Origin of the sequence: Bacillus sp. NTK071 (genome assembly GCF_017303315.1) — a bacterium.
Classification (GTDB): domain Bacteria; phylum Bacillota; class Bacilli; order Bacillales; family Guptibacillaceae; genus Guptibacillus.
On sequence record NZ_JAFKOI010000005.1, the window covers coordinates 1 to 17,294 of the forward strand.

At 37.7% G+C, this 17,294-nt stretch carries 19 protein-coding genes and 1 rRNA gene; 7 read left to right on the forward strand and 13 right to left on the reverse strand.

Annotation, left to right across the window (positions count from 1 at the left end):
• The 6 genes from JI666_RS10190 to JI666_RS10215 all read right to left on the reverse strand — a co-directional run.
• A 16S ribosomal RNA gene (locus tag JI666_RS10190) occupies positions 1-72 on the reverse strand; the annotation flags it as partial.
• Between the two features lie 307 nt (positions 73-379).
• Positions 380-1,699 carry a TrkH family potassium uptake protein gene (locus tag JI666_RS10195; protein WP_206891444.1) on the reverse strand — a complete coding sequence of 440 codons (1,320 nt, stop codon included), beginning with the start codon at positions 1,697-1,699 and terminating at the stop codon, positions 380-382.
• Positions 1,700-1,987: 288 nt separating this feature from the next.
• The gene (locus tag JI666_RS10200; protein WP_206891445.1) at positions 1,988-2,320 is read right to left on the reverse strand and encodes a CHY zinc finger protein; all 333 of its coding nucleotides are present in this window, start codon (positions 2,318-2,320) and stop codon (positions 1,988-1,990) included.
• A gap of 73 nt (positions 2,321-2,393) precedes the next feature.
• Positions 2,394-2,714, reverse strand: coding sequence for a hypothetical protein (locus JI666_RS10205; protein ID WP_206891446.1), 321 nt, complete (start codon positions 2,712-2,714; stop codon positions 2,394-2,396).
• Positions 2,715-2,780: 66 nt separating this feature from the next.
• Positions 2,781-3,614 (reverse strand): hypothetical protein, encoded by an 834-nt coding sequence (locus JI666_RS10210; protein ID WP_206891447.1) that lies wholly within the window; start codon positions 3,612-3,614, stop codon positions 2,781-2,783.
• 185 nt (positions 3,615-3,799) lie between these two features.
• Complete coding sequence (locus JI666_RS10215; protein ID WP_206891448.1) at positions 3,800-4,972, reverse strand: MFS transporter; 1,173 nt, start codon at positions 4,970-4,972, stop codon at positions 3,800-3,802.
• A 214-nt stretch (positions 4,973-5,186) separates the two neighbouring features.
• Between JI666_RS10215 and JI666_RS10220 the strand changes: the two genes are divergently transcribed.
• Positions 5,187-6,269: an ATP-binding protein gene (locus tag JI666_RS10220; protein WP_206891449.1), complete on the forward strand. Its 1,083-nt coding sequence runs from the start codon at positions 5,187-5,189 to the stop codon at positions 6,267-6,269.
• Positions 6,270-6,276: 7 nt separating this feature from the next.
• Here the strand turns inward: JI666_RS10220 and JI666_RS10225 are convergent, their stop codons facing one another.
• The gene (locus tag JI666_RS10225; RefSeq protein ID WP_206891450.1) at positions 6,277-7,158 is read right to left on the reverse strand and encodes an alpha/beta fold hydrolase; all 882 of its coding nucleotides are present in this window, start codon (positions 7,156-7,158) and stop codon (positions 6,277-6,279) included.
• Positions 7,159-7,267: 109 nt separating this feature from the next.
• On the opposite strand from JI666_RS10225, the gene JI666_RS10230 reads away from it, so the two are divergent.
• Positions 7,268-7,786: a GNAT family N-acetyltransferase gene (locus JI666_RS10230; RefSeq protein WP_206891457.1), complete on the forward strand. Its 519-nt coding sequence runs from the start codon at positions 7,268-7,270 to the stop codon at positions 7,784-7,786.
• 59 nt (positions 7,787-7,845) lie between these two features.
• On the opposite strand, the gene JI666_RS10235 is transcribed toward JI666_RS10230, so the two are convergent.
• Positions 7,846-9,018, reverse strand: a complete 1,173-nt coding sequence (locus tag JI666_RS10235) for a pyridoxal phosphate-dependent aminotransferase (protein ID WP_206891459.1) — start codon at positions 9,016-9,018, stop codon at positions 7,846-7,848.
• Between the two features lie 108 nt (positions 9,019-9,126).
• On the opposite strand from JI666_RS10235, the gene JI666_RS10240 reads away from it, so the two are divergent.
• Positions 9,127-9,909, forward strand: a complete 783-nt coding sequence (locus JI666_RS10240; RefSeq protein WP_206891460.1) for a carbon-nitrogen family hydrolase — start codon at positions 9,127-9,129, stop codon at positions 9,907-9,909.
• Between the two features lie 112 nt (positions 9,910-10,021).
• On the opposite strand, the gene JI666_RS10245 is transcribed toward JI666_RS10240, so the two are convergent.
• Entirely contained in the window at positions 10,022-10,354 is a 333-nt protein-coding gene (locus JI666_RS10245) for a YmaF family protein (RefSeq protein WP_206891461.1), read from the reverse strand.
• A gap of 299 nt (positions 10,355-10,653) precedes the next feature.
• Between JI666_RS10245 and JI666_RS10250 the strand changes: the two genes are divergently transcribed.
• Positions 10,654-11,379, forward strand: a complete 726-nt coding sequence (locus JI666_RS10250) for a glycerophosphodiester phosphodiesterase (protein WP_206891462.1) — start codon at positions 10,654-10,656, stop codon at positions 11,377-11,379.
• 97 nt (positions 11,380-11,476) lie between these two features.
• On the forward strand, positions 11,477-11,560 hold the full coding sequence (locus tag JI666_RS10255; RefSeq protein ID WP_206891790.1) for a YjcZ family sporulation protein: 84 nt from the start codon (positions 11,477-11,479) through the stop codon (positions 11,558-11,560).
• A gap of 63 nt (positions 11,561-11,623) precedes the next feature.
• On the opposite strand, the gene JI666_RS10260 is transcribed toward JI666_RS10255, so the two are convergent.
• The gene (locus tag JI666_RS10260) at positions 11,624-12,124 is read right to left on the reverse strand and encodes a YtxH domain-containing protein (RefSeq protein ID WP_206891463.1); all 501 of its coding nucleotides are present in this window, start codon (positions 12,122-12,124) and stop codon (positions 11,624-11,626) included.
• A gap of 249 nt (positions 12,125-12,373) precedes the next feature.
• On the opposite strand from JI666_RS10260, the gene queF reads away from it, so the two are divergent.
• Both queF and JI666_RS10270 read left to right on the forward strand, forming a co-directional pair.
• The gene (queF, locus tag JI666_RS10265; protein ID WP_136948278.1) at positions 12,374-12,790 is read left to right on the forward strand and encodes a preQ(1) synthase; all 417 of its coding nucleotides are present in this window, start codon (positions 12,374-12,376) and stop codon (positions 12,788-12,790) included.
• A gap of 1 nt (position 12,791) precedes the next feature.
• Positions 12,792-13,448, forward strand: a complete 657-nt coding sequence (locus JI666_RS10270; protein WP_206891465.1) for a queuosine precursor transporter — start codon at positions 12,792-12,794, stop codon at positions 13,446-13,448.
• 14 nt (positions 13,449-13,462) lie between these two features.
• Here the strand turns inward: JI666_RS10270 and JI666_RS10275 are convergent, their stop codons facing one another.
• The 3 genes from JI666_RS10275 to JI666_RS10285 all read right to left on the reverse strand — a co-directional run bounded on the left by JI666_RS10275 (position 13,463) and on the right by JI666_RS10285 (position 17,226).
• Complete coding sequence (locus tag JI666_RS10275) at positions 13,463-14,527, reverse strand: SDR family oxidoreductase (protein ID WP_206891467.1); 1,065 nt, start codon at positions 14,525-14,527, stop codon at positions 13,463-13,465.
• A gap of 123 nt (positions 14,528-14,650) precedes the next feature.
• Complete coding sequence (locus JI666_RS10280) at positions 14,651-15,862, reverse strand: S1C family serine protease (RefSeq protein WP_206891469.1); 1,212 nt, start codon at positions 15,860-15,862, stop codon at positions 14,651-14,653.
• A 122-nt stretch (positions 15,863-15,984) separates the two neighbouring features.
• Positions 15,985-17,226, reverse strand: coding sequence for an ATP-binding protein (locus JI666_RS10285; RefSeq protein ID WP_206891471.1), 1,242 nt, complete (start codon positions 17,224-17,226; stop codon positions 15,985-15,987).
• Positions 17,227-17,294 lie beyond the last annotated feature (68 nt).

The following is a 17,294-nucleotide window of genomic DNA, read 5'->3' on the forward strand; positions in this document are numbered from 1 at the left end:
TCTCCGCTCGACTTGCATGTATTAGGCACGCCGCCAGCGTTCGTCCTGAGCCAGGATCAAACTCTCCGATAGAAAGCTTAATCTAGCTTTTAAAACAATTTGCTTCCGTAGAAACAACTACTTACATGGCGTTTCGTTCAGTTTTCAAAGATCGATTTGTTTCTTTCAATCTATCAAGCTCGGTTTGTTTCGCCGAGTGACAACTACTATCTTATCAACACTTCATTAACTTGTCAATAACTTTTTAAAATCGTTTTTGCAAGCAACATTGTTGTTCCGAAGTGACAAGATTCATCTTACCATCCCTATTTAGCTTCGTCAACTATTATTCCAAAATAATTTATTGTTACCTCTACAAACATGTAGAGGTAGTTTTAAGTCATCCTGTTAAAACCTCTTCTTCAGGATATCTGATTTTAGGAGTCTTCTTTGATGCGAAAATAAAGGCGAGTGTTAATGGTCCTAGTTTACCTACCATCATAATCATAATTAATGTCACTTTTCCTATAACATCAAGGTGAGTTGTTAACCCCATTGAAAGTCCAACTGTTCCAAATGCTGAAACAACTTCATAAAGATTAACCATGAATGAAGATTCTTGAGTTAATTCAAGAATAAAAACTCCTATGAATACTATACCTGTTGATATCACTGTTATAGCAAGCGCCTTGATGACAATCGTAAAAGCTAGCGTTTTGTGGAAGACTGTAATTTCATTCTTTCCCTTTAGGAAAGTATTAACTGATAGAAGCATAGCAATAAAGGTTGTTAATTTAATTCCACCACCAGTTGAGGCGCTACCTGCACCTATAAACATTAAACAAACTGTAAAGAAGAGTGATGCTTCCTCCATACTGCCGATATCAACCGAATTAAATCCAGCTGTTCTAGGAGATACTGCTTGAAAGAATGCCCCCCACCCTTTTCCTACAGCATTAAGTGGACCAAGTGTTGCAGGATTATTCCATTCTAGAGTAAGAATGACAACAAAAGCTATTACATTTATTACCACAGTCCCAACCACCATAAGCTTTGTATGCAAGCTTAAATGCCGGAAGTGTTTTTTTTCTTTTAGATCTATTAAAACAGTGAAACCTATTCCCCCAAGAATAAATAGTAATGGAATTGTTATATTCACCACCGGATCACTTACATATGCTGATAAACTATCGGCCCATATTGAGAAGCCGGCATTATTGTATGCAGAAATGGAATGAAAGATAGCAGCATATATTCCGTTACCTACTCCGTAGATCGGAATCCAACTGACAGAAAGGATGACTGCTCCAATAACTTCAATTAATAGAGAGAAGATAAAAAGGTTCCTTACGAGATTAATGACTCCTCCCAACCCCTTTTGGTTCAGTGACTGAGAAATCAATAACCTTTGAGAGACCCCGATTTTCTTTCCAATTAGAATAAATATGACTACTGCAAAAGACATAATTCCCAGACCACCAACTTGAATGAGCAACAAAATAACGATTTCACCAAACATCGTATAAGTAGAACCAGTATCCACAACGACAAGGCCAGTGACTGTAATAGCTGATATGGCTGTGAACCAAGAGTCCAACCACGTGACAGAATTAGTTGTAGCCTGTGGAAGCTTTAACAATATCGTCCCTAACGTACTAACAATAAGGAAAAGAAAGAGTAAAGTACGAGGTGGATTCAGTAATGGTTTGGCAAGTTTCAAATTTAGCCCTTCTTCCTTTATAAAGAATCGTTTAAAATAGCCCACTTAACATTAAGTACACTTGCTAAATGTTATAACGAATACAACAGTAAGAAGAACAAAATAAAAAACACAGGGGCGCTGTGTTTTTACAAGACTCTGTCCCTTGAAATTTGCATTACTCTACCAAAGATAAGTTACACCTTATAATGTTATGCAAATTGCCCTCTGCTTTCAAAGAACTACCTTCACTCTCTTATGAATGAGATAATAATACATCGAAGCATCAGAACAAGTAAAGAACATTATTTATTTGTTTTGGATATGAAAATACAAGTGTTGATGAAGCTTACACCCTGTATTAAAGTTTGCTTTACAGTAGGGACATTGCGAATCAGAAGACAGATATTCATGAACGGTCATTTCCGTTTTGCACTTTCCACATACTATGGCTTTCTCATTAAACTTGTCCGTTGGCCAAACTTTAACTTCATGATTCGCAGTTTCTTCATGGCATGTAATACAAGGATAATATTCCTTACAACAATAGAACTTGATTGCAATAATATCTAATTGAGTATGATAATGTTCACATCGCGTTTCGTCATCGTAAATCTTTCCTTTAACCTGAATAGAATTCATTTTTAAATCTCCCTATGCCCTAATCTTGAACCTAGTAGTAGCAAACCATTTATGACAATCGATGTTAACTATATTAACGATGTAGAAAGGTAGCAGTTGACCTAAAACGCTTTAACTGTTCTTCTCTCATACATATTTTACACAAAGAATACCCTTTGTTCTTTCTTATAACATCACTCATATTCAAAAGCTCCTCAAGATCATCTGAACATATTTTCTCTACTTTCGTTCTTGCTCCATGATCTTTCTCTCGCCATAGTGTCCGACAATCTGCTGTATGAATTTTGTTGTATCCAGGATCCGAACCTTTAAAATGATTGAAAACATATCCCTCGGGATTTAGTTGATGCCAACCTAAATAGCGCTCTTCATTTTCCTTGAAAATACTGATCATGGTTCAGCCTCCTAATGTTTCATCACTAAACCATGTTCTCTACGCCTAGCACTAAGCCTCTTTACATTATATTACATTTTTATTTAATTTTTTTATCCAAATGTTATTTGTCGCTATAATGAAAAAGTACGAAGATAACGTAATAACGAAAAGAATAGGATAAATATAACCATTAGGCACATGAAGAGTACCGATTTTAACTAAGTAGTAGTCAAAAAGAGTGAACACCAAAAGAAATCCTATTACACTGTACCTTCTAATATATACGGCTAGAACAAGAAACAAGGACTTACATAAGATTAATAAAGTAGAGTATGCAATATTATCTCTGAAGCTGTTCTCAAACCATCCTACCTGAAAGTAGAAGTCTGGAATGGCTAGGAACAATACAAGAATTCCATTAGAAAGAAAAAATACAAGAGAAAAATATAGCGCAACAAATCGAATAAAAGTAAAGTGGAGAATCAGTCCATAAAACGATTTAACAAGAACGAATGTAAGGAATAGAAAGATTCCCGTATAATACGTACGCCACCAGTTATGGTCATAAATGTTTAAGTTGATAAAAAGCTCCTCAATCCCAATGAAAAGGATGACAAGTGAAAGAATGCCCTTCAAACGTACTTGATAAGCTGTTACTAGAATAGCTGCAGCCGGGACCGCAAAGGCTTGTGAAGACAAATCTCCTAAAATGCTGTCATATACTACAATGGATAGGAGATGAGGTTTATAGGTATAACTATCCAAGAGGATTAAAATGATATATTCAAATACATAGGCTAAGCCAGCGATAAAAAAGTAATGCGTTAAATAAGATAAGTCTTTTGTGCTAATAAAAATCGAAATAAGCACTCCTATACTTACAACTGTTAACAAAAGATATGGAATATAATTCGCCATTTTTTCACCATTTCTAATCATCATGAGTTTAGATATTGGTTCTGCTGATGAATACTTCACTATTCATTAGTGTATCCATCTTTTCTTCTTTTTAAGAGCACAATTAAGCCAGTTTCATTTGTTAACAATTTGGGTAAGAAGTAATTGACTATTTGAATAAAAAAAGAATGAGGATGTCCCTCATTCTAAGCATAACTTGTTTTTGTTTTAGACATTTTCCTATCGAAGAACATATAAGCAATTATAACAACGCATCCAACTAGAGACATGTACCCCATCAAGCTATATAAAGCAGAACCAGAAGCTTCTTCAAAGATTATGCCTCCGAACAATGAACCTAATATTCCAGATAAACCGAAAAAGACAGAGATAAATAACAAATGGCCCGTAGCTTGCAGATTTGCAGGAACCAACTTAGTCACATACTGGAAGGCCGAAACGTAAAACACACCAAATGTAACACCATGAAGCACCTGCATAAGAATTGCTCCTATTGGACCAGTAACATAAGCAAGGATGATCCATCTTAGTGTATATAACAAACCTGCGATTAAAATAAAAACTACTTCATTATATCTTCTAAACCAATATTGGCTTGTAGCAAAAATGACCGCTTCACTTGCGACAGCTACAAACCACGCAAATCCAATTTGTGACTCATTGCCTCCAAGCTCAGTTAAATAGATTCCAATAAAACTATCATTTGCCCTGTGAGGAATTGTCAAAAACATGATCGCAGCAAGAAAGAAAAGAAATCTCGGATTCTTACCTATCCTTATTGCATCCAACACAGTCACTGGTTTGTTATCCGTCTTTACATCTGAAATTTTAACTGCTGTTAAAAATGCAATTGTAATCATAAATAAGAAAGGAAGTAGGATGTATTCAATTCCAGCTAAAGAAAAAAACTGACCGATAAGAAGAGTGGAGAAAGCGAATCCGATCGATCCCCAAGTTCGTATACTTCCAAAACTCTTATTAAAGCGGTCAGCCGTTTTGACAGCAAGGCTATCGCCAAGCGCTCCTGTTGGAGACATGAAAACATAGAAAAAAGCTGCTGAAAATAATATAAATATGTAGCTTTGACTTGTGAGAAGGAAGACGCTAACAATAAATACACCAATCAACGTAACTAGTAGTACCTTTTTAATCGTTCCAGTTTTGTCGCTAATGTAGCCCCAGAATGGCTGGGCGAGAATAGCAGATAGTGGTCCGATAGCAAGGATGGAGCCGATTTTGGATTCAGACATACCAGAATGTTGAAAATAGACAGGCATATAACTAATTATGATTGTGTTTGAAGCATGGAAAAAGAATAAAAATAAACTAAGATAGAAAACCGAATCCCTTTTTTTCATTTCGAGAGCACCTCTCTCTTTAGCAAATGGTGTTCTCAATTACTCTATAGCATACCCAAAGCAATAGCAATGTCTTCTATTTATAAATAAGCCTGTCTTTCGCCACCAAACTACACTTTTTTCATATTTACTAACATTTTTAAGAGTGGATATGAATATCCTGTAGAAATATCCAATTTAGTGCTCATTTAAAAGCAGATAATGGGGGATTTCTATGGAAAAAGGAAATGACTTAGCTACTTCGAATATAGAATTAATTTTTCATCATCTTTCAGACCTCATTTTTCAAATTCGTGTTGTTGATGTTCATCATTATGAAATTGAAGCTGTGAACGAAGCTTATTTATCCAATTATAATACCTCTAAAAATGATCTTTCAGGTAGGAGAATAGAAGAATTTCTTGGAGTCAATCAAGGTCTACAAGCGATAAAGCGATTTCAAGAAGCGATTTTTCACAAAAAAACCATTCGATTTGAAGAAGGATACTCCTTCCCTAAGCAAGGATATAGAGTGTTCGACATAACGCTAGTTCCAATTGTAGAAGATGGTACTATTTCAAAACTTATAGGAGCCGCAAAGGATATTACTGAAAAACGATTAAATGAAGAACAAATTGCTCAATCGGACAAATTATCTGTAGTTGGACAGCTCGCCGCAGGAATTGCTCATGAGTTACGAAATCCACTAACTTCATTAAAAGGTTTCTTGAAACTCATAGATAATAAAAATACGGATATAGAGGTTGAGCGCTACATTCAAGTAATGGATTCTGAATTTCATAGAATAGAACAGATTATTGATGAGTTTCTTATTCTAGCGAAACCTAATAAGTCTAATTTCACTCATGAGATGCTTGATCAGCTGTTAGATGAGGTCATTGAACTCCTGAATGGCCAGGCGAACATGAAATCAATTATCTTAAAAAAAGACTATTCTCCGATGCTCTCCCACGTATATGGTGAAAGCAATCAATTAAAGCAGGTTTTCATTAATTTAATTAAAAACGCCATTGAAGCTATACCTAAGGAAAATACTAATGGAGAAATTAGGATTGATGCTAAGGAATTCGAGGATAAATTAATGGTTAACATCATTGATAACGGAACAGGAATAACGGAATCAGAACTTGCGAAACTCGGCTCCCCCTTTTTTACAACAAAGAAGAATGGAACCGGACTCGGCCTTGCCATATGTAAACGAATTATTAATAAGCATAATGGAGATTTAGAAATTACAAGTAAGCATGGAGAAGGTACAAGAGTTTCAATTACTCTCCCAAGAAGCCCTTCACTTTAACCCCCTTTTAACGGGGGTTATGTACATCTACTTGATATGTAGTCTGAGCAATTAACCAATTCTTCACTTCTTGATTGACTTCAACAGGTTTTTGCCAGTGGAGCACATGTCCAGTCTCTGGTATTGCGCTAATTCGACAATCACCTTTTAATTCAGCCCTTAATAGATCGGCACCTTCGCTTCTTATAGCTTCTGCTTCAGGAGGCTGTGTTGCTCTCAAGAGGTACACCGGTGCGTCTACTTCGCTCAGTACTTCACGAAATGGATTCATGTACATTGCCTTCATAATCGCACGTACTGTTTCTTCACTTGCTTTCATTCTAACTTGGTTATTTTCAATAGTCATATCAGCATGAACCATTTGCTCTATTGCACTACTCCATCTACCAATTTCTACTCTTTTCTTGTCTTCATATTCTTTTATTGAACTAAATTGATTTCCATTTACCCATTCGGACATTTCCTCCAACAAATCTTCAAGTGTTGTGGATGGATCATCTGAAAGTTCAACATACCCTCCATCTAGCATGACGATACCATTTACCATGTGTGGATATCGCTTACTATAATGGAGTGCTATGGCAGCTCCCCACGAATGACCAAGAATATATACTGGAGAATTACTTACGCAAGAAACGAAGTTATGAACCCAATCAGACATTGAATCATAAAAGTAGGATTGTTCATCATTAAAACCAGTCGTTTTCCCATGTCCAGGAAGATCAATAGACATTAGATGAAAATCCTTTTTAAGAAATTCAGCCATTTCATTAAATCCTAAGGCATTGTTAGTCAAACCGTGGAGACAAAGCACATGGGGGTTCGCTGCGTCTCCCCATTTGACACCATGTACGTTTTTTCCAAATACCTTAATATCAAACTCCTTCATGCTATCACCCTTTCATTTATCCATAATTAACCTATTCGACTAGGAGGAATCATTCCCTTTACCTAGAAATGAGTTTGTTAAGAAATACTAACGCATCAGGAGGTATAAGATGGAAATAAGAAAAGCTGTAGTAGAGGATGCTTCCGAAATTGCAAATGTTCATGTAAACAGTTGGAGAACGACATACCAGCGCCTTATTCCTGATGATTATCTAGCTTCATTAGATATTCAAATTCGTGAAGCTCGGTGGCGAAAATCCTTAGAAGAAGGAAATACTATATTTGTCGTTGTAAATTATGAAAATAGTATCGTAGGTTTTGCAAATGGTGGGGAAAATAGAAATGCGAACTACCCTTATGACAGTGAACTTTATGCGATTTACATGTTAGAAGAAGCACAACGACAAGGAGCAGGTAGTCAGTTAATTGCTCATGTTGCAGAACACTTAATAGAGGAAGGGTTTCAGTCTATGCTTGTTTGGGTGCTGAATGGTAACCCAGCTGCCCAATTCTACGAACATTTACATCCAATTCGGATTGCAGAAGAAGAGGTTACAATTGGCGGTAAAACATTAAAGGAAACAGCATTCGGCTGGGATGATTTAAATACACTGGTTAGAAACAACTAAATGGATAAACATTGAAAAAGCCGTGGTTTTCACGACTTTTTCTTTTTGAACTTTCTGATTCAAAAAAGATCTAGCGTTTTGATTCGTTCTACAGCTTCTTTAAGTCGGTCTTCAGATGTGAGTAGTCCTACTCTGACATACCCTTCACCATATTCTCCGAAGCCATTACCTGGTGCGACTACGATTTGCACGTTCTCCAATAGATAGTCTGCGAATTGTTCTGAAGTAAAGCGATCAGGTACCTTTAACCAGGCAAAGAATGACCCTGATGGTGAAGTGACATTCCATCCAATTTCATGTAATCCATGAATAAGGACATTCCGTCTCGATTCATATGTAGCACGAAGTTCCTCGACACACTCTTGCGAACCAAGTAGCGCCTCTGCAGCTGCCTCTTGAACCGCACTAAACAGACTAACATAGAAATGGTCCTGCAAAAGATTAATACTATCAACAACAGATGGGTTACCAACTGCGAACCCTACACGCCACCCTGCCATGTTGTAAGTCTTCGAAAGCGTATAAATTTCAATCCCAATATCCTTTGCTCCTTCAGTTTCAAGAAAACTCATCGGACGTTTCCCATCAAATCCAATCGCCCCATAAGCAAAATCATGTACAACGCATAAATCTTGCTGGTTGGCGAATGCCACTGTCTCATTGAAAAAAGCTTCGGTCGCTTGAGCGGCAGTGGGGTTATTAGGATAATTCAAGAACATCAGCTTCGCGCTCGCAAGTATTTCATCAGGTATGGCTCCATAGTCTGGTAGAAAGTCATTTTGCTCTAATAGTGGCATCATATGCATATCTGCTTCAGCCATTGATACGCCAGACCAGTAATCGGGATAGCCTGGATCGGGAACTAATGCAACATCTCCTTGGTTCAGTAAGCACTGACTAACTTCAACAAGCCCTGCCTTTCCACCAAATAAGACTGCTACTTCTGTTTCCGGATCAAGGTCGACATCAAACTCTCGCTTATAAAAATCGGCTATAGCTTTTTTTAAAAAAGGCTGCCCTCGAAATGGCGGATATTTGTGATAAGCAGGCTTTTCAGCAGCAGCCTGTAATGATTCGATAATATGTGGCGGTGTAGGCTGATCAGGATTTCCTTGTCCTAGATTAATAATGTCATATCCTGCCTCAACATAGCGGTTCACTTTCCCAGCAAGCTTAGCAAAAAATTGTTCCGGCAAACGCTTGAGAGCATCTGAAGCCTGAAACTGTTTCATGGTCAATCACATCCTGTTAAAATTTTCGTGAAATTCTAGTAATTTATGTTATCTTGGATACACAATCATGTAAAGCAAATTTTCTAAAAGTTTGAGGAGGTCGTTGGGATGAAAAAGATTGCTCTGTTGCAATTTGATATTGCATTTGGAAGTCCTGAGAAGAATTTTGAGAAAGTGAAGCAACTCGTATCTGAAGCTGTAGCTAGCGAACCAGATATCATCGTTTTACCAGAATTGTGGTCGACGGGATACGACTTATCGAGACTTGATGAAATTGGTGATACAGACGCCCAAAAGTCGATTGCCTTTCTGTCGAGTCTAGCAAAGGAGTATAAAGTGAACATCGTTGGTGGGTCAATCGCGAAACAGCAAAACAATGATGTTACAAACACTATGCTTGTTTTCAACCGAGATGGCCAGCTTGTGCACGAATATAGCAAGGCGCATCTTTTCCGCCTAATGAACGAAGAAAAATATCTTGTTTCTGGAAATTCAAAGAGTCACTTCACATTAGAGAATCTTCCGTGTGCAGGGTTCATCTGTTATGATATTCGCTTTCCAGAATGGCTTCGCCTTCATGCAATTGAAGGTGCACAGGTTTTATTCGTACCTGCTGAATGGCCAAAACAACGAACAGACCACTGGCGAGCGCTACTCATTAGCAGGGCAATCGAAAACCAGTGTTATGTAATTGCCTGCAACCGAGTAGGCTCAGATCCCGACAATGCGTTCGGTGGTCATTCCTTAATCATTGATCCATGGGGAAAAATCATTTCTGAAGCAGGAACCGATGAATCCATCCTCGTAGGTTCAATTGACGAAGGTGAAATCTCTTCAATTAGAAGTCGCATTCCAATTTTCGAAGATCGCCGGCCAGATATTTACACCTGATACTAAAGAAACTTTAGGAATGTATACCACCATGCAGCCCTTGCATTTACGTTCTATCAGAATAAACAGGAAATTAAAATATATCAAAAAGGCGCTGCATTAGCATCGCCTTTTACCAATCAATAGGATAATTGCCTATCTGCGAACCTGTTCTTCCAGAGAAAAAGTGTTTATGGTTATCTTCAGAAAAAGTCTCTCCATCAAAATAATGAAAATGGTCTCCTGAATGAAGTGGAATTGGTGGGCCCGATTGAACACTATACCTATGCTGGTGCCCGTCTTCCTCAATCGTTAACCCTTCAATTTGATGAACATGCTGATCATAGCCATTTCCATTCACGGGAAACGAAAAACCGATTAGAATGGAATGGTTATGGTCCTTACGGTTTTCAATACGCCCTCTAAAATGATGTGAATGTGCGAATGGCAAACCGCTAGATTTCACTACAATAGTCTCCTCCTCCCTTTATCTATACAAACTTCTATGCGAAACTTCATCTTAAATGCCAATTTTTTAATTAAACGATTAACATAGCCAAATAAAAATGTAGTCATCCACAAGGAAGCACACTTTCATCATCGAATAGTAAAAGAACGAACCTATACTAGAAAATAAAAGAAAGCTTTTTAAGTAAAAAAACACACTTACCTAATTGGAGCGGAAAGCGTGAATCCAGGAGCGAAAATCAACCCACGCTTATTGCAACAACGGTTACGAAAAGAGTCTAAAAAAAGAGGTGAAGTATGGCTTCTTCTTTAACAATCTTTGGACATCGTGGATCATCTGGAACTCATCCTGAGAATACGCTAATTTCTTTTCAAGCTGCTAACAAAGCAGGGGCTAATGGTATTGAGCTGGATGTACAATTAACGAAAGACGGTGTACCAGTCGTTATCCATGATGAACGCGTTGATCGAACGACCAACGGAGTTGGATGGGTTAAGGATTATCTTTACGAGAATTTAATTCGACTTGACGCAGGTCATGCTTTCTCGAGTCGTTTTCAAGGAACACCTATACCATCATTAGATGAGGTACTTGAATGGATTACTTCTACATCTCTATCTTTGAACATTGAACTGAAGACTGGCTATGTATCTTATGAGGGGATTGAAGACAAAGTACTTGCCCTTCTCAACCATTATCAACTTAAAGATCGTTGTATTATTTCATCGTTCAATCACTATAGTGTAAAACAAGTAAATCAAAAAGATTCGCAACTTGAAACGGCAATTCTGATTATGGAGAAGTTAGTTGAACCGTGGGACTATCTAAAGAAAGTAGGAGCTCATGGCATTCACATTGAATGGCAATCAATAGACGAATATTTAATGGAGCATACTCAAAAACGAGGAATTCCTGTTCGGGCATTTACTGTTAATGGTAAAAAAGAGATTCTAAGAGCAAAAAAACTTGGTTGCGAAGCCATTTTCACTGACTTTCCAGGCTCATGTATTCAATCAATTTAACCTGGCCCACCCAAAATGTGCATATGCCTAATTCCGCATTTCCTTTCTTTAACATAGGTTAATAGGGAAGAAACGTACATTGACGGGAGGAAATATCATGAGTGGGTATGGTCAAGGTTTTGCGTTAATCGTAGTTCTATTTATTCTTTTAATTATTATTGGCGCATCGTATATTTATTAATTGAAAGTTGATGACATCATACAAAAAAGGCTTCCGCATAATTAGAGCGGACGCCTTTTTTAATTAAAATGTTGTATTCGGATTGCCCGAGGTGCTTCCTGGCGTTCTAGTTTCACTTCCAGGTACATTTGTTGGCTCATATCCTTCTTCACCAGATACTTCATGTCCAGCGTCTTTTACTTTACTTCCAATATCTTTCAAGTCTTCTCCCGCTTCTCTCGCAGAGGAAAGTACTTCAGTTGAATCTTCCTTGACCTGATTAACCTGCTCCACTACCTCATCGTTTACTTTCTCGTAAAGAGACTGTGCATCATTCATTGCTTCCTTTAATACAGTTGATGCTGATTGAATACGATCCATCCAGTCATCTTTGACTTCATTTGGATTTTCTTTCACACGCGTATAGAAGCCTTTTGATGAACTCTTTACGTTGCCCGCAGTTGAACGCACGTTATTACGTGTCGTGGAATCAAGCATAGCGACTGCTCCACCTACAATCGCACCAACCAGAATACCTTTTACGAGTTTACCATTCTTCTCTTGATTAACTGTTGTTGTTTGCATGACTATTCCTCCTGTATATTTATCGTAATTTACTTAGCTAGTTTGCTATTTCCCTTTGTGGTAAATGCTAAACTAACAATGCGAAACTTACACTTGGAGGTCGAGGATCTTACTGCCCCCAAAGGGTGGAATATGATTTGACATGAACTTCCTTCTTCGCATCGTAAAGCGCCTCTGTTATAATAGACAGCGTTGTATGACAGCAGTTCGTAACCTTCCTGCTTCAACAAAACTAAAGGAGGAATAAATATGAATAGTATGGATAAAGCTTGGCTACCATCTTCTGGACCGATGCCTCGCCCAGAAAGTGTAGAACAAGCAAGAGAAGTGATTAAAAATGAAGCATTTGATGCACCGAATGTTCAAGAGATTACATTTAATGCACTTGAATTTACAGCTGTTTGTCCTAAAACAGGACAACCTGACTTTGGACGCGTGGAAATTTCTTACGTACCAGATGAAAAATGTATTGAATCCAAATCACTGAAGTTTTATCTTTGGTCTTATCGTGACGAAGGTAGTTTCTGTGAAACGCTTGCAGCTCGTATTGCTGATGATGTGGTATATGCTATTGATCCATTGAAAGTAACCATAACTGTGTATCAATCTGCTCGAGGTGGTATCGAACTTAAAACAACCGCTGTACGAGAGAAGGCTACTTCTTAATATGCAAAGTGAACTCATCGACCGTAGTCTTATTCTGTTCAATGTACTATTTGCTACCTCTATCGTGATAGCAAATGTACTTGCAGGCAAAGTGGTAATGATTGGGAGTTTTGTCATTCCAGCTGCTGTCGTTATGTACGCCTTTTCGTTTCTATTTACAGATATTATTCATGAGCGTTATGGGAAAGAAGAAGCTACTCGTACCATTCGTTATGGCTTTGCAGCTCAAATCTTTGCAAGTATCATGATTTTTCTAGGTATGCTTCTACCAGTTGCTCCATTTGCCTACGATACGCAGGCTGCATATGAGATACTTCTTGGACAGAACTACCGTTTTGTTCTAGCTAGTCTTGTTGCCTACCTTGTATCTCAGCACGTGGATGTATACATTTTCTCAAAAATTAAAGAACGAACTGCAAAGAAGCATAAATGGCTTAGAAATAACGCCAGTACTTTCGGCTCTCAGTTGATCGACACAACAATTTTTATCACCATTGCTTTTATTGGTACTGTACCAAATATTTGGATTATGATCTTATCCCAATTCGTTATCAAAATGGTGCTTGCATTATTAGATACACCAATATTCTATTTGCTTACAAGACTCTCGAATCAGGACCAAAAGCAATTAAACATAGACAAGCCTCTGGAGACTTAGCTCCAGAGGCTTGTTTATTGAATTGGTTGTTTTTTCTCGTCATCAATTCGATTACGTACATAGAAGTGAACGATTTCTTCAATATAAGTCTTCAAATCAGGACAAGTAATGCCCACACTAGAAAGCAATTCGCTTGAGCAAGTACTGTCATAATGAGCATTGCAATCAAAATAATCAATTGTTTCTTTCACCACATCAAGTCGCTTTCGAAGTAATTTCACTGATAAGGCATTTAGAACAAAGAATTTCGGAAGTACCCACGATGGTTTCTTATGAAGTAGAAGCTCACAAAACATTTCATATAACTTTTTGGCAGGATATGGAGCAGGATCCGTTAAATGAAACGTTTGGTTTTCAGCTTCATCACAGTGAGCAAGATATGTTGTGGCAGATATCACAAAATCAACGGGAACAAGGTTAACAAAAGCATCTCCTTTACCAAGGAATGGGATTGGTAACCTTTGAACTTGATCGAAAAATCGTAATATATAATACGGTCCATCGAATTTAGATGTTTCTCCTGTCTTCGAGTTCCCAATTACAATTCCAGGTCTTACGATTGTTTTAGGAAGAGAAGATTCGGCTACTATGACTTCTGCTTCATATTTTGTATGTTCATAGTGATTCTTGAACGTTTGACCCTTGCTTAATTCGTGCTCAAAAATCAATTCTTCTCGATTACCTGAGACATAAGCAGTGCTAAAGTATATAAGACGTTTAAGGTTTGATAAGTCTTCACATAGTTCAACTACATGACTTGTTCCTTCTACATTTGTTCGCCAAGCTATGTCTGCAGGGACAGCAAGGTCATAAATAGCTGCGAGATGAAAAACATGTGTGACAGTTTCATTGATCACTTCTCTACTAACTGGGTCAATCCCTAAGCCTCTCAATGAAATATCCCCTTCAACTAGTTGAGCATTTAATAGCTGGAGATCCTCTTTCACCAGCTGTGCTTTTTCTAATTGACCTTCTTGTACAAGAAGGTAATAAAAGGAATTTGAATTCTGCTTTCGTAATTCTTCCACAAGATGAATGGCAAGAAATCCAGGAAAACCGGTAATGAAATAGATACTCATGAGCGTACTCCTTCCGTATCACATTCGTATTTAACTATAATTGGACAAAAAAACTCCAATTCCTGCCAGTAAAGAAATGCAAATCAAATAAAAAACCGTCAAAAATGACGGTTTTCTACTTTCTTATATACCATTTTGGTTTGCTAATGTCATTGTAACGGTTTGGAGCTTTCCGTTACGATAGAATGTTACGTTCATCTCATCGCCTACTTGTTTACTTGAATAAAGATACTTTCTAAGCGCGGCAGAAGAATTGATCTCATTATCATCTAACTTTACAATAACGTCTCTATCTTTCAATCCCGCCTCTGAAGCGGGTGAATTAGGAGAGATTCCCATCACTACAACTCCAGCTTCTACATCTTTAGGTAAATTCAACGTTCCGGTCCAATATTGTGTAGGCACTTCTGCTAGTGAAGCAGGTGTTATACCCATGACTGGTCGCTTCACTTCACCAGTTTCTTCAAGCTGCTTAATAATTGGCTGTGCATCATCGATCGGAATGGCGAATCCAATACCTTCTACCGAAGCTTCTGCAATTTTTGATGAGTTAATTCCGATTAATTGTCCTTTAATATTAATTAAAGCGCCACCGCTGTTTCCTGGATTAATAGAAGCATCTGTTTGAATTACATCAGCTTCATAATCCGGTTGCCCATTTTGATCAAGATCTACTGGAATAGAGCGGTTCGGATTACTAATGATTCCTTGTGTAACCGATCCTTGTAGAAAACCTAGTGGGTTACCTACTGCAATTGCAGGCTCTCCTGTTTTCAGTTGATCTGAAGACCCAAACTCAGCCACTTTTTCGACCTTCTTGCCATCGATCTCAAGAACAGCTAAATCCATTAAAGGATCTGTTCCCAGAACTTTCGCTTCAACTTTCTTCTCGTTACTTAACGTTACTTCTACAGAAGATGCACCTTCAACAACATGATTGTTTGTGACAACGTAGGCTTGGCCGTTCTCTTTTTTGTAAATGACACCAGAACCTGAAGAAGCGGCCTGACCTGACTGGTTAGCAGGATCTTCAAGAGAAAAACCACCTTGATAGCTTGTAATACTTACAACAGCGTCCTGCGCTTTTTCAACAGCTGAAGTGATATCTGAAGAAACGTTATACGAAACATTTGATGCTGCCACATCTTCATTTGCTGTCGTCGTTACAGCTGCTTGATTTGATGATGGTTGCTCTATATTTGAAACAAACGGGCCTGCGACAAGCATTACCGACGCTCCAACGACTGCACCGAACGTGCTTGGAAGGAACCAGCTCATCCCTCTTTTCGATTGCCGATTTGTTCTCATATTATTATTCTCATCATAGTAACCCATTATCTGGTCACCCTTTCTCCCCTTTGATTTGTTTATAAACCTATTGTAACGAGAGATATGGGTCATAACACAAATATGTGAGAGTTTTGATATTATTTGATATTTTTACGTCATTTTCCTTATTAAATGGGAGTAGGAAAACAAAGTGAAAAGGTAGTACCCACGCCTACTTCACTATCAACACTAATCTTGCCTCCATGCTCTTCGATAATTTTATAGCTGACCATTAGCCCAAGGCCAGTTCCATTCTCTTTTGTAGTGTAGAAGGCTTTCTCAAGATTAGGTATATCCTTCTCAGGTATTCCAATTCCTCTATCGATTATTTGAACAGTTGTCCACTTTTGATCTTTGACTAGTCTAATTCTAATTTCTCCTCCATTAGGCATTGCTTCGATCGCATTTTTAAGTATATTAAGCAGAACTTGTTTAATTCTTCCTGCTTCTCCCATCACCTGTCCCTGCTCTTCAAAATGAGTATAAATTGTTATTTGCTTATTTTCAGCCTCTTGTTGGAACAGTTCTACGACGTATGTCACACACCCACTTAGGTCAAGTGATTTAAGCTTAACTGCCTGTGGTTTACCAAGTACCATCATGTCATTGACGATAATATTTAATCGATCTAATTCCTGTAACATAATTTTTGAGTACTTTGGATTATACTTTTGTTCAACTTCCTGTAGTTGTACGAACCCTTTCAACGAAGTAAGGGGGTTCTTTATTTCATGAGTAACACCAGTCGCAATTCGTCCAATAAGTGCTAGTTTTTCATTATGGGAAGAATGTTCGTATGATTTCTCTACTGCGTTAAGATAACTTATAAATCGGTTTAGAATGATGAATGTCACTACTGAGAATAACAGCAATAGCATGATAGGAAAGGCTACTTCAGGGGAGAAAGTGAAAATCCCCATAAAAGCGTACTTACATATTAACCCTAGGACAATTACAAAATAGTACGTTCTATCTACAAAAATTGGTGAGAATAAAACAAAGACTAATTCAACTGGACTTCCACTGGCATATACGTCTTTTGTGCCAAAGTATTCTAGTATTTCAGTTGTGAGAGCTCCTGCCATGAAAACAAAGAAGTATAAATACTTTATGACAAAAGGCTTTTGCTTTTTGGAAAGATAGATCGATAGAGGGAACAAAGCCGCTGTTATAACATAACTCACAATATACGCAATCATCATGGTTAGACTGCTTAATAAGATAGGTTCTGAATCTGGATTTAGAAGTGGTCTAATACCGAACCTGTACACATCAAAAAATATAAAAGTTAAGTAGAATAAGAAAAAGAATAATGTGTTAGCTCGCTTTTCCTCTTTTAGGTCAATTTCTTTGCGAGGAACCATTTCCATTAGATCTCCTTACATCTTGTTTTTTGGTTGCAAATGAGACAAAACAAGCTAATTATAGCATAACTCAT